Genomic DNA, 14,722 nt, shown 5'->3' on the forward strand with positions numbered 1-14,722 from the left:
CAGCAGAGGCTGAAGGCTGCCATCCATGCGTTCCCAGCACCCACGCGACACCGGCCCCCTGGCCGCGCTGAGCCCCGCCGAATCGGCCCGTCTCATGGCGGTGATCCGCGAGGCGGCGCTGAGCCGGGGACGGCTTCCGCTGCCCGCCCGCCCCGTGATCGGCGCCTCCTGGGACCGGATGCTGCGCCTGGGCCTCGACCCGGATCGCGGCCGCGCCCCGCGGCCGCTGGGCCTGGACGAGCTGGAGCTGCGGAGGCGGCAGACCCGGCTGGCCGAGGTGCTGCCCACCCTGCACAACGGGCTGCTGGAGGCGGCGGAGGCGGCCGGCCACATCATGATCATCGCCGATGCGGAGGGCCGGATCCTGTGGCTCGACGGCCATCGGGGCGTCCGCCGGCAGGCCGACGGCATCGCGCTCGTGGAGGGTTCGCATTGGGCCGAGGACGTCGCCGGGACCAGCGGAATCGGCACCGCGCTGGCCGTGAAGTCCCCCGTAAGGGTGCATTCCGCGGAGCATTTCGTGAGCGCCTTCCACACGTGGAGCTGCGCGGCCGCCCCCGTCCACGACCCGCGGGACGGACGGCTGCTGGGCGTCATCGACGTCAGCGGCCCCGCCGGGACCGCCCATCCGACGGTGCTCTCCCTGGTCACCGCGACCGCCCGGTGGGCCGAGGGCGAACTGCGCCTCGCCCACAGCCGGGATCTGGAGGGCCTGCGCGCCGTCGCCGCCCCGCTCCTGGCGCGGATCCGCGGCAAGGCCGTCGTGGTCGATCACCACGGCTGGATCGCCGGCGTCACCGGGGTGACCCCGGGCGAGCGCCGGCTGTTGCTGCCGAAGGCGCCGTACGAGGGGCCGGTCTGGCTGCCGGCGCTCGGCGCGTGCGCGGTGGAACCGCTGCCCGGCGGCCATCTGCTGCGGGTGCTGGACGGCGAGCCCGCCGAGGGGGGCGGTACGGCCGGCTGGGGCGATCTGCTGCTGGACGTACGTCATCCGCACCGCTGGACCCTGACCTTCTCGGGCCCGTCGGGCGCCTGGACGCATGAACTCAGCGCCCGCCAGGCCGAGGTGCTGCTGCTGCTCGCCGCGCACCCCGAGGGGCGGACGGCCGCACAACTGGCCGAGGACCTGTTCGGGGACCCGACGCGGACGGTGACCGTACGGGCCGCGATGTCCCGGCTGCGCGGGCGCATCGGGGCGGTGCTGGCGCACCGCCCCTACCGCATCGCCGACAGCGTCCGCATCGACGTGGCAAGCCCGGACCACCCCGCCGAACTGCTCCCCTTCAGCTCGGCCCCGGCCATCGCGCGGCTACGCCGCCCCTCTTTATGAGGCTCGGTTCGCCTCCGGAGCGCCTCGTCTCCGCCAGCTACCGCTGGGAGGTGCCCCCTGTCGACGGTCGACCGTGCTCGGTCGCCCACGCGGCGTAGCCGCAAATCGATCGCAGCCCTCGCTCCCTGCGCGCGCTCTCCCTTTCGACAGCGACGCGCCCCTTCGGCTCGCCCCCAGCTACCGCTGGGAGGTGCCCCCGGCCGGTCAGCCCAAGCGCCCGGAGGCGCACCGAGCCTCAAATAGAGGGGCTTCCCGCGATCTCCTCCGGGCGGAGCACCTGGGCCAGCCGGTCGGCGGGCAGCAGGCCCTTCTCCAGGACCAGTTCGGCCACGCCGCGCCCCGTGGCGAGCGCCTCCTTGGCGATGCTGGTGGCCGCGCTGTAGCCGATGTACGGGTTGAGCGCGGTGACCAGGCCGATGGAGTTCTCCACGGAGGTGCGCAGCCGCTCGGTGTTGGCGGTGATGCCCGCGACGCACCGCTCGGCCAGCACCAGGCAGGCGGCGCGCAGATGGGTGACGCTCTCCGAGAGCGAGTGCAGGATGATCGGCTCGAAGGCGTTGAGCTGAAGCTGTCCGGCCTCGGCGGCCATCGTGATGGCGACGTCGTTGCCGATCACCTCGAAGGCGACCTGATTGACCACCTCGGGAATCACCGGGTTGACCTTGCCGGGCATGATGCTGGAACCGGCCTGCACCGGGGGCAGGTTGATCTCATTGAGCCCGGCCCGCGGGCCGGAGGAGAGCAGCCGCAGGTCGTTGCAGCTCTTGGAGAGCTTGACGGCGATGCGTTTGAGGACGCCCGACAGATGGACGAAGGCGCCGCAGTCCTGCGTGGCCTCGACCAGGTTGGCGGCGGTGACCAGTGGCAGTCCGGTGATGGCCTCGAGGTGGCGGCGGGCGGCCTCGGCGTAGCCCTTGGGGGCGTTGAGGCCGGTGCCGATGGCGGTCGCGCCGAGGTTGATCTCATGCACCAAAGTGGCGGCTTCCAGCAGCCGGCTCTGGTCCTCCTCCAGCATCACGGCGTACGCCGAGAACTCCTGGCCCAGCGTCATGGGCACCGCGTCCTGGAGCTGGGTGCGCCCCATCTTGAGGACGTCGCGGAACTCCTCGGCCTTGGCGGCGAACGCCTGACGCAGCGTCTCCATGGCCGTATGGAGCTCACGGACGGCGATGATCGTGGAGACGTTGACGGCGGTCGGGTAGACGTCGTTGGTGGACTGGCTGAGGTTGACGTCCTCGTTGGGGTGGAGGTGGGCGTAGTCGCCCTTCTCCTGGCCGAGGAGTTCCAGCGCCCGGTTGGCGATCACCTCGTTGGCGTTCATGTTGGTCGAGGTCCCGGCGCCGCCCTGGATCACATCGACGGTGAACTGGTCGTGCAGGGCGCCCCGGCGTATCTCCTGGCAGGCGGCGGCGATGGCGTCGGCCTTGGCGGAGGTGAGCAGCCCGAGGTCCTCATTGGCGCGGGCGGCGGCCTCCTTGACGGCGGCCATGGCGCTGATCAGGTGCGGATAGGCGGAGATGGAGGTGCCGGTGATGGGGAAGTTCTCGCCGGCGCGCAGGGTGTGGATGCCCCAGTAGGCGTCGGCGGGGACGTCGCGGTCGCCGAGCAGATCGTGTTCGCGGCGATAGCCGGTGGCAGTCATGGCGTGCGGTCTTCCTTGGTTCCTCGGGGAGGGTGGGAGGGTCAGGCGGCGGGCGGGGCGAGGGCGTCGGTGGGGTGCACACCGCCGACGGTGACTCCGCCGCCGTACACCGGCGTGGTGGCGAATTCGGTGAGGACACCGGGGTCGATCCCGCAGTGGGCGAGGGCCGCGGCGGTCACCGGCATCCGGGCGCGGTCCGCACCGTCGGCGATCTTCACGGCGACGGCGCGGCCGTCGGGCAGCGCCGCGATCTGTACGCCCTCGAAGCCGTCCTTGGCGATCAGGCCCGGTACGGCGCGCATCAGCCGGGCCACGTCGCGGTCGGGGCCGGACGCCATGTCCGGGTGGGCGCGCAGGGCGGCCGCGACCCGGCCCTCGGGGGTGTCCATGGCGCCCGAGGCGATCCGGGCGGCGGCCGTGGCGAGCCCGCGCAGGGAGACGGAGAACAGCGGCGCGCCGCAGCCGTCGACCGAGACCTGGGCGACGCGCTGTCCGGTGAGGTCCTCCACGGTCTCGGCGATCATCCGCTGCAGCGGATGGGCCGGGTCCAGGTAGTTCTCAAGCGGCCAGCCGCGCAGCCGGGCCGTGAGCAGCATCGCGGCGTGCTTGCCGGAGCAGTTCTGGGCGAGCCGGGTGGGCTCGCCGCCATCCCGCAGCCAGGCGTCGCGCTCGGCGGCGCCGTACGGCAGGTCGGGGACGTTGCGCAGATCGGCCTCGGTGAGCCCGGCCTGGTCGAGGATGCGGCGCGCTCCGTCCAGATGGCGCCGCAGGCCGGAGTGGCTGGCGGCGGTGAGCGACAGCAGTTCCCCGTCCAGCGGCAGCCCGGCCCGCAGCAGGGCGACGGCCTGGACGGGCTTGAGCGCGGAGCGCGGGTAGAAGGCCACGTCGATGTCGCCGGCCTGGAACTCGCCCCGGCCGTCGGCGGCCAGGACGACGACCGAGCCGTGGTGGACGCCCTCGATGACCCCGCCGCGTACGACATGGGCGAGCGGCACATGGCGGGGTTCGCGGCGGGCGGGGGGCTCGGCCGGGGTGCGGCGGGTCGCGTCGAGGGTCCGTCCGAGGGGGGTGTTCATGGTGGTGCTCTCGTGGTCGGGGGTGTTCACGGGGTGGGATTCCTCCAGGAGGTGGTGGAGGGGCAGGGCGGCCGAGGGGTGGCCTCGGCCGCGCGGAGAAACGATTCCTCAGTGTGAGTTCACCGGTGTGAGTTCACCGGTGTGAGTTCACCGGCGGGGGCTCACCGGTGTGGGCTCACCGGGGGTCCTTCATCCGGCCGCGGGACGCGAACCAGCCGATGACCAGCGCCGCCAGGATCGCCGGAAGCGCCATCACAGTGAGTCGGCTGGGTCCGCCGTCCGCCCACATCAGGACGAGGACGGAGGCCAGGAAGCCCAGGGTGACGATCTCGGTGTACGGGGAGCCGGGGAGCCGGTAGCCGGGGCGGGTGAGCTGGCCGGCCTGGGCGCGCCGCCAGAACAGCAGATGACAGAGCATGATCACGGCCCAGGTCGAGAGGATGCCGATCGCGGCGAAGTTGAGCACGATCTCGAACGCCTTGTCCGGCATCACATAGTTCAGGCCCACGCCCAGCACACAGAAGAAGGCGGTGAGGAGGATGCCTCCGTAGGGCACCTGGGTACGGCTCATGACGCCGGTGAACTTGGGCGCGGAGCCGGACATCGCCATCGAGCGCAGGATCCGGCCGGTGGAGTAGAGACCGGAGTTGAGGCTGGACATCGCGGCGGTGAGCACGACGAGGTTCATCACGCCGCCGGCCGCCGGGACACCGATCTTGGACAGCACGGTGACGAAGGGGCTCTGGTCGCCCGAGTAGGAGTCGGAGGGCAGCAGCATCGAGAGCAGCACCACGGAGCCGACGTAGAACAGGCCCACGCGCCACATGATGGAGTTGATCGCCTTGGGCATGATCTTCTCGGGGTTCTCGGTCTCACCGGCGGCCACGCCGACCAGTTCCACGGAGGCGTAGGCGAAGACGACGCCCTGGATGACCAGCAGCATCGGCAGCGCACCGTGCGGGAAGACGCCGCCGTGGTCGGTGATCAGGCTGGGGCCGGTGCTGTTGCCGGCCACCTGCTCACGGGTGACCAGCAGGAAGATGCCGATCGCCATGAAGACGACAAGCGCGCCGACCTTGATGATCGCGAACCAGAACTCCATCTCGCCGAAGATCTTCACCGAGATCAGGTTGACCGTGAGCACCACGGCGAGCGCGATCAGGGCGATCACCCACTGCGGGATCTCGGTGAACATCCCCCAGTAGTGGGTGTAGGTCGCCACGGCCGTGATGTCGGCGACGCCGGTGGTGGCCCAGTTCAGGAAGTACATCCAGCCCGCGACGAAGGCGCCCTTCTCGCCGAGGAACTCACGGGCGTAGGAGACGAACGCCCCGGAGGACGGCCGGTGCAGCACCAGCTCGCCCAGGGCGCGCACCACCAGGAAGGCGAAGATGCCGCAGACCGCGTACGCCACGGCCAGTGACGGCCCGGCGTCCTTGAGCCGCCCGCCGGCGCCGAGGAAGAGGCCGGTGCCGATCGCGCCGCCGATGGCGATCATGTTGACATGCCGGGCCTTGAGGGACTTGCTGTAACCGGCGTCGCCCGCGTCCACATGCACGGGGTGCCCGGCCTGCTGCTGTTCGCGGTCTTCTTGCCGGAGGGACTGCTCGCTCACGCCTGCTGTCCGCCTTCCGTCGGTACTGTCGTCCGGTCGTCCGCCGTGGCGGGCCGCACGATGGAGGTCAGGGTGGTCTCCACGCGTTCGAGGTGGTGGGTCATCGCTTCCACCGCGTCGTGCTCGGACCCGTCGGCGAGCGCCTCGACGATCGCCCGGTGTTCTCGGTTGGACTGCTCTCGGCGGCCGCCGAGCTCGTTGAGAAATGCCGACTGCCGGGCCAGGGCATCGCGGATCTCCTCGATGACCCGACGGAAGACCGGATTCCGGGCCGCCTGGGCGACGGCGAGATGGAACAGCGTGTCCATCGCCACCCATGCGGTGGTGTCGGTCTCCCGCTCCATCCGATCCAGCAGATGGGACAGGTGGTCGAGGTCCTCGGCGGAGCGGCGCAATGCCGCGTAGCCCGCCACCGGGATCTCGACGTGCCGGCGCACCTCCAGGAGGTCACTTGCGGCGTAGTCGCCGAAGGTGGGATCCTCCACCGGCCCGCTGGAGATGACGAAGGTTCCCTTGCCGGTGCGTGAGGCGGTCAGCCCCATGGTCTGCAGGGCCCGCAGGGCCTCGCGGAGCACCGGTCGGCTGACCTCCAGACGACGGCACAGCTCCGCCTCGGAGGGGAGTTTGTCCCCCACCGCGTAGTCGCCGCGCTCGATCGCCTCGCGGAGATGGGTGAGAACCGCTTCCATCGCGCTGATGCGGCGAGGGAAGTCGAATCCTGAACCACCTGTCTGGCTGTCTGACAAGTTCACGCGGTGATCCTCAGGCGTACACCGGAGGGTTGTCAAGGGTCGACTTTCCCCTCCTCGCCGACCGTTCTGTGTTGATATGGGGCATTCATCCCGAACGTCGAAGACCGTTGAGCCCGCGGCCGACGGCCAAGGCGCGGCGTCCGGGACCGTTCCACCGAGCCGGATTCAGGAGCCGAGAGCACCATGCGCCACCGCCTCACCACCGCCACCGCGACCCTTCTCCTGCTGTGCGGCCCGGCCGCCGCGGGCTGCGGGGGCGAGGCGGACCCGGACCGGGTCGGCGTGGTGCTGCCGCTGCTGACCTCGCCCTTCTGGGAGGCGTACAACGACGACATCCCGAAGCAGGCCGCCAAGGCGGGCGTGCGGATCCTGCCGACGGTCAACTCCAATAACCAACCGGGCAAACAGATCACCGATATCGACAATCTGCTGGCCCAGGAGGTCAAGGGCCTGGTCGTCTCCCCGGTCGACTCCGCCGCCGTCGGCCCCGGGCTGAACGCCGCCCGGCGCGCCCATGTGCCGGTCGTCGCCGTCGATGTGGCCCCCGACCGGGGCAAGGTCGCCATCGTGGTACGGGCCGACAACCGGGCGTTCGGCGTCAAGGCCTGCCGGAGCCTCGGCCGGGCCGTGCGGCGGGGCACGGTGGTGCAGATCCAGGGCGATCTGGCCTCGGTCAACGGCCGGGACCGCACGGCCGCCTTCGACCGCTGCATGGCGCGGCACTACCCGGACATCAAGGTCCTGGACATCCCCGCGGCCTGGCAGGCGGAACGGGCGGCGGCCGGTCTGGAGGCCCTCTACAGCGCCCACCCCGGCATCAAGGGCATCTACCTCCAGGCCGGCGGTGTCTATCTGGCGCCCACCCTGCACACCCTCCAGAGCCACCACGCCCTGGCCCCGGTGGGCCGCCGGGGCCACATCACCATCGTCTCCAACGACGGTATCCCGCAGGAGCTGGCCGCGATCCGCAAGGGTCTCATTGACGCCACCGTCTCCCAGCCGGCGAACCTCTACGCCGTCTACGCCATGCGCTACATCAAGCAGGCCATGGCCGAGAAGCCCTTCAAGCCGGGGCCGACCCGCCACGACAGCACCATCGTCCGGCTGCCCGGCGGCAATCTGGAGGATCAGCTCCCCGCCCCGCTGGTGACCCGGGCCAATGTCGACAACCGCTCCCTGTGGGGCAACCAGGTATGACCGAGGAGCCGCCCCCGCCGGCCGAGGCGCGCGGGATCAGCGCACTCGTCGTCGCACGGCTCACCACCAGGGAGGCGCGAAAGTCATAGTATTAAGGGAAATGTATCCGCAGATGGGACGGGTGCGATGGCCATCCCCGAGGGAATCGTGCCGACCGAGACGCATGTCCCGTTCGACATGGCGGATGCGGCCTCGGCGCTGATCGACGCCACGGGGATCATCATCGGCTGGACCCCGGCGGCGGAGAGACTTCTCGGCTATCCGGCGGCCGACGCGATGAAGCAGCCGGCCAGGATGCTCCTGGCGACACCCGAGGACGCGGCGCAGGCCGAGGCGATCGGCTCATGGTGCCAGGCGCACGACGGCTGGGGCGGCCTGGGGCGGCTCCGGCACCGGGACGGCCACCGGATCGAGGTGGGGCTGCGGATCTCCGCGATGCGCAATCCGGGCGGCGATGTCTCCTGGCTGGTCTCCGGGATCGATGTGGGCTCCATCCCGACCTGGGCGCTGAGCGGCTCGCTGCTCCAGGCGTTCCTCACCCGGTCGCCGGTCGGGATGGCCGTGCTCAGCCCGGATCTGCGGTATGTGTGGATCAACGACACGCTGGAGCGCTACGGCGGGTTGCCCCGCGAGGAGCGGATAGGGCGCCGGATGGCGGACTGCCTGCCGGGGCTGAACACCGAGGCGCTCGAAGCGCAGCTTCGGCAGGTGCTGGAGACCGGCAGGCCGGTGATCGACTACGAGTACCGGGGCTGGACTGTGGCCCAGCCCCACCGCGAGCACGCGTACTCGACCTCCTTCTTCCGCCTGGACAACGCCGAGGGCCGTCCGGTGGCCGTGTGCCACATGGTCATCGACGTCACCGACCGCTGGCGGGCCCGGGAGCGGCTGGCCCTGCTCAACGAGGCCGGCGCACATATCGGCAGCACCCTGGACGTGATGCGCACCGCCGAGGAGCTGGCCGACTTCGCGGTGCCGCGGCTCGCCGACTTCGTCACCGTCGATCTGCTGGACTCCGTACTGCGCGGCGAGGAGCCCCTGGAGGCCCCCGGCGACACCCTGCCCGCCTTCCGCCGCGCCGGTCAGGCATCGATCCGGGAGGGCTGCCCGGAGTCCATCGCGCGGCCCGGGGACGCGGTCGCCGTCTCCCCCACGTCCCCCTTCGCCTGCTGTTTCTTCTCCGGGGAGGCCCTGCTCGACCCCGTGATGGACAGCTCCATCAGCGCCTGGTCCGGGGACGATCCGGCGCGGACGGCGAAGGTGCGCGAGTTCGGGATGCGGTCGCTGATGGTGGCGCCGATCGGGGCGCGCGGCGCCATCCTGGGCGTGGCCTCGTTCGTGCGCTCCCGCCATCCTGACCCGTTCGAGGAGGACGATCTGCTGCTCGCCGAGGAGCTGGTCGCGCGGGCCGCGCTGAACCTCGACAACGCCCGCCGCTACAGCCGTGAGCACGCCGCCGCGCTGGCCCTGCAGCGCAGTCTGCTGCCGCACGCCCTGAGCGGCGGCCAGGCCGTCGAGGTGGCCTCGCGCTATCTCCCCACGGACGCGCGCAACGGAGTCGGCGGCGACTGGTTCGATGTGATCCCGCTGTCCGGTGCCCGGGTGGCGCTGGTGGTCGGCGATGTGGTCGGGCACGGCATCAACGCCGCGGCCACCATGGGGCGATTGCGCACCGCCGTGCACACGCTCGCCGATATGGACCTGCCGCCCGAGGAGTTGCTGGCCCACCTCGACGACCTGGTCATCCGGCTCACCGAGGAGGAGAGCGGGCAGGAGGGCGTGGCGGCCGCGGTGCTGGGTGCCACGTGTCTGTACGCGATCTACGACCCGGTCACCCAGCGGTGCACGATGGCGCGGGCGGGACACCCGACCCCCGCGATCGTGGACCCCTCGGGCGAGGTCTCCTTCCCCGCGCTGCCCGCCGGTCCCCCGCTGGGCCTCGGGTCGCTGCCGTTCGAGTCGGCGGAGCTGGCGCTGCCCGCCGGAAGTCTGATCGCCCTCTACACCGACGGGCTCATCGTGACCTGCAACCAGGACATCGACGTCGGTCTCGGCCGGCTGAGCAACGCCCTCGGCCAGGCCGCGCTGCCGCTGGAGGAGCTCTGCTCCACGGTGATCGACGCCCTGCTGACCTCGCCGCAGACCGACGATGTGGCCCTGCTGCTGGCCCGTACGCGCGCTCTGGGCACCGGACATGTCGTCTCCTGGGACCTGCCCTGCGATCCGGCCGTCGTCGCCAGCGCCCGCTCCCTGGCCATGCGCCAGCTCGCCGAATGGGGTCTGGAGGAGGTGATGACGACCACGGAACTGATCGTCAGCGAACTGGTCACCAACGCCATCCGCCATGGCATCGGCCCCATCCGGCTACGGCTGATCCGGCACGACGTGCTGATCTGCGAGGTCGCCGACACCAGCAGCACCTCACCGCGGCTGCGCCACGCCCGCACCACCGACGAGGGCGGCCGCGGGCTGTTCCTCGTCGCCCAGCTGACCCGCCGCTGGGGGACCCGCTACACCGAGGGCGGCAAGCTCATCTGGGCCGAACAAGACCTCCCGGAACCGGCATGAAGCACGCTCCGGCGCACCCCCGCCCTGTTCATGATCGGCTGACTCCCGCACACTGGCCCTGTGCCAACAGGAGGGGGGCGCCCGAGGTGCGGAGGCCGGTCGGCGGCGGGGATCTGTGGGGGCGGCGGCTCGCCTCCCCGTGGTGGCGCGGCGCGATGGCGCTGCTGGCGGGCGCGCTGCCCGCACTGGCCTTTCCCGAGCCCTCGCTGTGGTGGTGGGCGTATGTCGCGCTGGTGCCCTGGCTGCTGCTGGTGCGCGCGGCGCCCACCGCACGCCGCGCGATGCTGGACGGCTGGCTCGGCGGCGCCGGGTTCCTGCTCGCGGTGCACCACTGGCTGATGCCGAGCCTGCATGTGTTCATCGTGATACTGGCGCTGCTGCTGGGGCTGTTGTGGGTGCCCTGGGGGTGGCTGACACACCGGCTGCTGCACGGCCGCCCGGGCCCCGGGCGGGTGGCGGCGGCGCTGGTGCTGCTGCCGTCCGTATGGCTGATGGCCGAGCTGGTCCGGTCCTGGCAGTACCTCGGCGGGCCCTGGGGGCTGCTGGGCGCGAGCCAGTGGCAGGTGGCGCCCGCGCTGCGGCTGGCCTCGGTGGGCGGGGTATGGCTGCTCGGCTTTCTGCTGGTCGTGGTGAATGTCGCGGTGGCCGTGCTGATCGCGGTGGCCCGGGCCCGTACGGTGGCGCTGGCCGGGCTCACGGCGTGCGGCGCGGCGGCGGCCGGGGCGTGGGCCTGGGTGCCGCAGGCCAAGGTGCCCGGGACGGTACGGATCGCGGTGGTGCAGCCGGGGGGCATCCAGGGGCCGGGGCCGCGCTTCGAGCGCAGCGCGGAGCTGACCCGGCAGTTGGCCGACCGCCATGTCGATCTGGTGGTGTGGGGCGAGAGCAGCGTGGCCCAGGATCTGACCACCCATCCGGAGTTGGGCCGGCGGCTGGCCGGGCTGTCCCGGACGGTCGGCGCGGATCTGCTGGTCAACGTGGACGCGCGGCGCGGCGATATGCCCGGGATCTACAAGAGCTCGGTGCTGATCGGGCCGAACGGCCCGACGGGGCAGCGCTACGACAAGATGCGGCTGGTCCCCTTCGGGGAGTACATCCCGGCCCGGCCGCTGCTGGGCTGGGCCACCTCGGTGGGCAAGGCGGCCGGTGAGGACCGCCACCGGGGCACCGAGCCGGTGGTGATGAAGCTCCCGGATGCCCTGCGGATCGGGCCGCTGGTGTGCTTCGAGTCGGCGTTCCCGGACATGAGCCGGAACCTGGCGCGGGACGGGGCGCAGGTGCTCGTCGTCCAGTCCTCGACCTCGACCTTCCAGGGGAGCTGGGCGCCCGAGCAGCATGCCTCGCTGGCCGCGCTGCGCGCCGCCGAGACCTGGCGGCCGATGGTGCATGCCACGCTGACCGGGGAGAGCGCGGTGTTCGGGCCGCGCGGCGAGCCGGTGGGGCAGCGGATGTCCACCAATGCCGGCGCGGCCACCGTCTACACGGTGCCGCTGGGGCAGGGCACGAGCCCGTATGTGCGGATCGGGCCCTGGCCGGTGTACGGGGCGATGGCGGCGCTCGCCGTCTTCTGCGCGGCCGAGGGGGGCCGGGCGCTCAGACGGCGGACGGGCCGGCCGTCGGATCAGGGGACGGACCGTTCGTCGGACCAGCGGACAGACCAGCCGACTCCAGCGCGCCCCTGACGACCCGTTCGCACAGCTCATGGGTGCGCAGCGCGTCCTCGGCGCCGATCCGCCGCCCGGAGCGCACCGCCTCCAGGAAGGCGTCGGTGATCTGCTCGATCCCGCGCTGCCGCGCCACCGGCACCCAGTCGCCCCGGCGGCGCACTCTCGGCTGGCCCTTGTGGTCGATGACCTCGGCGAGGTTGAGCACCTGCCGCTTGGTGTCCTGGCCGGAGACCTCCAGGACCTCCTCGGTGGAGCCGCTCATCCGGTTCATCACGCCGAGCGCGGTGAATCCGTCCCCGGACAGTTGCAGCAGCACATGGTGTATCAGCCCGTCGCGGATCCTGGCGCGCACATCGATGTGGTCGACCGGCCCGGGCGCGAGGAAGCGCAGCGTGTCGACGACGTGGATGAAGTCGTCCAGCACCAGGGTGCGCGGGTCCTCGGCGAGGCCGACGCGGTTCTTCTGCAGCAGGATCAGATCGCGCGGATGGTCCAGGCACTGCGCGTAGCCGGGCGCGTAACGCCGGTTGAAGCCGACCATCAGGCTCACCCCGCGCTCCTCGGCGAGCCGCACGATCCGCTCGCTGTCGGCGAGGTGGTACGCGAGCGGCTTGTCGACGTAGGTGGGCACCCCGGCCTCGATCAGCCGGGTGACGAGGTCGGCGTGGGCGTCGGTCGGGGCGTGCACGAAGGCGGCGTCGAGCCCGGCCGCGAGCAGCGAGTCGAGGTCGGCGTGGCGCTGGGCGTCCGGGACGCGATAGGTGTCGGCGACCCGCTGGAGGGTGGCGGGGGTGCGCGTGGACAGATGCGGCTCCAGGCCGGGGCGGGCCATGAGCACGGGCAGATACGCCTTCTGCGCGATGTCGCCGAGCCCGACGCAGCCGACCCTCATCTGTGCTCCCCGCAATCCTCGGTCATGCCTTCCGCTGCGCCCCCGAAGGAGCCGTGCCTCCGGAAGGATACGTGCGGGTGGGCGGAGACCAGTCGGCGATGCCGTCGAAGGAGCGGAGGGCCAGACCGGGGACGAGGCGGCCGACGGCGGCGATCGCGGTATCGCGGAGGGCGACGGCCGGGGCGCTGGTGAGGGTGACCATGCGGGCGGTGCGCGCCGAGCGGCGTACCACGTCCATCGTGCGGGGCAGCCGGTCGCGGGTGTAGGCGGCCAGGGCGGCGGAGGGGTCGGCGGTGTCGGGGGTCAGATGGTGGGCGAGGACGACGGCGTCCTCGATGGCCTGGTTGCCGCCCTGCCCCATCGTGGGGGCCATCGCGTGGGCGGCGTCGCCGAGGAGGGCGACCCGGCCCCGGTGGTAGCCGGGCAGGGGCTCGGCCATGTACCGGATGTCATGGCGCAGCACGTCCTGAGGCGCGGCGGCGGCCAGTACGTCGGGGACCGGCCGGTGCCAGTCGCCGTAGAGCCGCAGCAGTTCGGACCTCTCGTCGTCGGGGGCGCGGCCGCCGGGCGGGGCGACGGCCGCCGCGTAGGCGTAGACCCGGCCGTCCTCAAGTGGCTGGGTGCCCCAGATCCGGCCCCTCCCCCAGGTCTCATGGGGCTCGAACGGCCGGTCGGGCGCGGGGATGACGACACGCCAGGTGGTGAATCCGGCGTAGCGGGGCCCGGGGTGGTCGGGGAAGAGCGCGCGGCGGACGGCCGAGTCGATGCCGTCGGCGCCGATGACGAGGTCCGCCTCGTACGCGCCGTCCTCGGTGGTGACCCGGGCCGGGCGGCCGGCGCCGCCGGGGTCGGCCAGCCGGGCGGGGGCCCCGGTGCGGACCACGCCCTCGGGGAGCCGGGAGACGAGCAGGTCGACGAGGGTGGCCCGGTGGAGGAGGACCAGCGGGCCGCCGAAGCGCTCGGCCGTCGCCGCGCTGTCCATCCGGGAGAGCCAGCGCCCGCCGGGGGTGCGCAGTCCGCCGCCGCCCCGCCAGGCGGCGAGCGCGCGAACGTCGTCGCCGAGGTCGATGGCATCCAGGGCGCGCTGGGCGTTGGGGGCGAGCGAGATGCCGGCGCCGACCGGCTCCAGGCGGGCGGCCCGCTCCAGGACGGTGAGGGACCAGCCGCGGCGGGGCAGGGCCGCGGCGGCGGTGAGCCCGCCGACTCCGGCACCGATGACGACGGCACGGGGCTGCTGCATGACTCCTCCAAGGCAACTACAGGTGTAGTACTCATCACGTTACTACATTTGTAGTGCGAGCGGCGGATGGGCTTAGGTTGGCCCCATGACCGCTGATCGAACCGCCGCCTCCGCATCGGCCGCATCCGTCGCCGCACCGGCCGCGTCCGCCGCCTCGCGTGCCGAGCTGATCGCCGACACCGCCCTGGGGCTGCTGGCCGAGCGCGGGATGCGGGGGCTGACGCACCGTGCGGTGGACGAGGCGGCCGGGCTGCCGCTCGGCTCGACCTCCAACCACGCCCGGACCCGCGCCGCCCTGCTCAAGGCGGCGGTCCGGCGGCTGGCCCAGCGGGAGGCGGAGGTACTGACGCCGGAGGAGATGCCGCGCTCCGCCGAGGCGGCGCCGGACGGCGCCGATCCGGTCGCCGAGCTGGCCGACGCGCTCTCGCTCGCCCTGCACCGCTCACTCACCGCCCAACGCGAGCTGCTGATCGCCCGCTACGAACTCGCCCTGGAGGCGACCCGCCGCCCCGAACTGCGGGAGTTCTACGACGCGACGGGGCGCGGCTTCCGGGAGCCGCTCGAGGCGATGATGACGGCGCTGGGCTCCACCGAGCCCCGGCGGCACGCGCGGTCGCTGGTCGCCTGGTGCGAGGGGCTGATGTTCAGCTCCGCCGCGGGCGCCGACCACGACGCCGTACCCGACCGCGCGACACTGCGCACCGGCTTCACGGAGCTGCTGCGCGGGATGCTGAACGAATAACGCG

11 protein-coding genes are annotated in these 14,722 nt (G+C 72.3%); 5 read left to right on the plus strand and 6 right to left on the minus strand.

All coding sequences use genetic code 11. From position 1 onward, the window contains the following. The first annotated feature begins 25 nt into the window (after window positions 1-25). The gene (locus STRVI_RS25760) at window positions 26-1,330 is read left to right on the plus strand and encodes a GAF domain-containing protein (RefSeq protein WP_014058564.1); all 1,305 of its coding nucleotides are present in this window, start codon (window positions 26-28) and stop codon (window positions 1,328-1,330) included. 235 nt (window positions 1,331-1,565) lie between these two features. Here the strand turns inward: STRVI_RS25760 and aspA are convergent, their stop codons facing one another. The 4 genes from aspA to STRVI_RS25780 form a co-directional block, all read right to left on the minus strand. Further along, window positions 1,566-2,972, minus strand: a complete 1,407-nt coding sequence (gene aspA / locus STRVI_RS25765; protein ID WP_014058565.1) for an aspartate ammonia-lyase — start codon at window positions 2,970-2,972, stop codon at window positions 1,566-1,568. Between the two features lie 41 nt (window positions 2,973-3,013). Next, window positions 3,014-4,048, minus strand: coding sequence for an asparaginase (locus STRVI_RS25770; protein WP_050994000.1), 1,035 nt, complete (start codon window positions 4,046-4,048; stop codon window positions 3,014-3,016). Window positions 4,049-4,223: 175 nt separating this feature from the next. Beyond that, window positions 4,224-5,663: an amino acid permease gene (locus STRVI_RS25775; protein WP_014058567.1), complete on the minus strand. Its 1,440-nt coding sequence runs from the start codon at window positions 5,661-5,663 to the stop codon at window positions 4,224-4,226. Then, window positions 5,660-6,352, minus strand: coding sequence for a FadR/GntR family transcriptional regulator (locus STRVI_RS25780; protein ID WP_043236558.1), 693 nt, complete (start codon window positions 6,350-6,352; stop codon window positions 5,660-5,662). The genes STRVI_RS25775 and STRVI_RS25780 overlap by 4 nt, the downstream gene beginning before the upstream one ends. A 246-nt stretch (window positions 6,353-6,598) precedes the next feature. Here STRVI_RS25780 and STRVI_RS25785 point away from each other — a divergent pair, with 246 nt between their 5' ends. The 3 genes from STRVI_RS25785 to lnt all read left to right on the plus strand — a co-directional run bounded on the left by STRVI_RS25785 (window position 6,599) and on the right by lnt (window position 11,859). Further along, on the plus strand, window positions 6,599-7,612 hold the full coding sequence (locus tag STRVI_RS25785; RefSeq protein ID WP_014058569.1) for a sugar ABC transporter substrate-binding protein: 1,014 nt from the start codon (window positions 6,599-6,601) through the stop codon (window positions 7,610-7,612). Between the two features lie 126 nt (window positions 7,613-7,738). Then, the gene (locus tag STRVI_RS25790) at window positions 7,739-10,180 is read left to right on the plus strand and encodes a SpoIIE family protein phosphatase (RefSeq protein ID WP_014058571.1); all 2,442 of its coding nucleotides are present in this window, start codon (window positions 7,739-7,741) and stop codon (window positions 10,178-10,180) included. Window positions 10,181-10,335: 155 nt separating this feature from the next. Further along, on the plus strand, window positions 10,336-11,859 hold the full coding sequence (lnt, locus tag STRVI_RS25795) for an apolipoprotein N-acyltransferase (protein ID WP_050994001.1): 1,524 nt from the start codon (window positions 10,336-10,338) through the stop codon (window positions 11,857-11,859). On the opposite strand, the gene STRVI_RS52890 is transcribed toward lnt, so the two are convergent. Continuing rightward, window positions 11,771-12,736, minus strand: a complete 966-nt coding sequence (locus STRVI_RS52890; RefSeq protein ID WP_014058573.1) for a Gfo/Idh/MocA family protein — start codon at window positions 12,734-12,736, stop codon at window positions 11,771-11,773. The genes lnt and STRVI_RS52890 overlap by 89 nt on opposite strands. A 22-nt stretch (window positions 12,737-12,758) precedes the next feature. Further along, complete coding sequence (locus STRVI_RS25805; protein WP_014058574.1) at window positions 12,759-13,976, minus strand: FAD-dependent monooxygenase; 1,218 nt, start codon at window positions 13,974-13,976, stop codon at window positions 12,759-12,761. 85 nt (window positions 13,977-14,061) lie between these two features. Between STRVI_RS25805 and STRVI_RS25810 the strand changes: the two genes are divergently transcribed. Then, window positions 14,062-14,718, plus strand: a complete 657-nt coding sequence (locus STRVI_RS25810; RefSeq protein ID WP_014058575.1) for a TetR/AcrR family transcriptional regulator — start codon at window positions 14,062-14,064, stop codon at window positions 14,716-14,718. Window positions 14,719-14,722: the final 4 nt, after the last annotated feature.

This window comes from Streptomyces violaceusniger Tu 4113 (genome assembly GCF_000147815.2).
Lineage (GTDB): Bacteria > Actinomycetota > Actinomycetes > Streptomycetales > Streptomycetaceae > Streptomyces > Streptomyces violaceusniger_A.

Coding starts and splice junctions, on each gene's coding strand:
- STRVI_RS25760 (WP_014058564.1), top strand. CDS start 26: ATGCGTTCCCAGCACCCACGCGACACCGGCCCCCTGGCCGCGCTGAGC.
- aspA (WP_014058565.1), bottom strand. CDS start 2,972: ATGACTGCCACCGGCTATCGCCGCGAACACGATCTGCTCGGCGACCGC.
- STRVI_RS25770 (WP_050994000.1), bottom strand. CDS start 4,048: ATGAACACCCCCCTCGGACGGACCCTCGACGCGACCCGCCGCACCCCG.
- STRVI_RS25780 (WP_043236558.1), bottom strand. CDS start 6,352: ATGGAAGCGGTTCTCACCCATCTCCGCGAGGCGATCGAGCGCGGCGAC.
- STRVI_RS25785 (WP_014058569.1), top strand. CDS start 6,599: ATGCGCCACCGCCTCACCACCGCCACCGCGACCCTTCTCCTGCTGTGC.
- STRVI_RS25790 (WP_014058571.1), top strand. CDS start 7,739: ATGGCCATCCCCGAGGGAATCGTGCCGACCGAGACGCATGTCCCGTTC.
- lnt (WP_050994001.1), top strand. CDS start 10,336: ATGGCGCTGCTGGCGGGCGCGCTGCCCGCACTGGCCTTTCCCGAGCCC.
- STRVI_RS52890 (WP_014058573.1), bottom strand. CDS start 12,736: ATGAGGGTCGGCTGCGTCGGGCTCGGCGACATCGCGCAGAAGGCGTAT.
- STRVI_RS25805 (WP_014058574.1), bottom strand. CDS start 13,976: ATGCAGCAGCCCCGTGCCGTCGTCATCGGTGCCGGAGTCGGCGGGCTC.
- STRVI_RS25810 (WP_014058575.1), top strand. CDS start 14,062: ATGACCGCTGATCGAACCGCCGCCTCCGCATCGGCCGCATCCGTCGCC.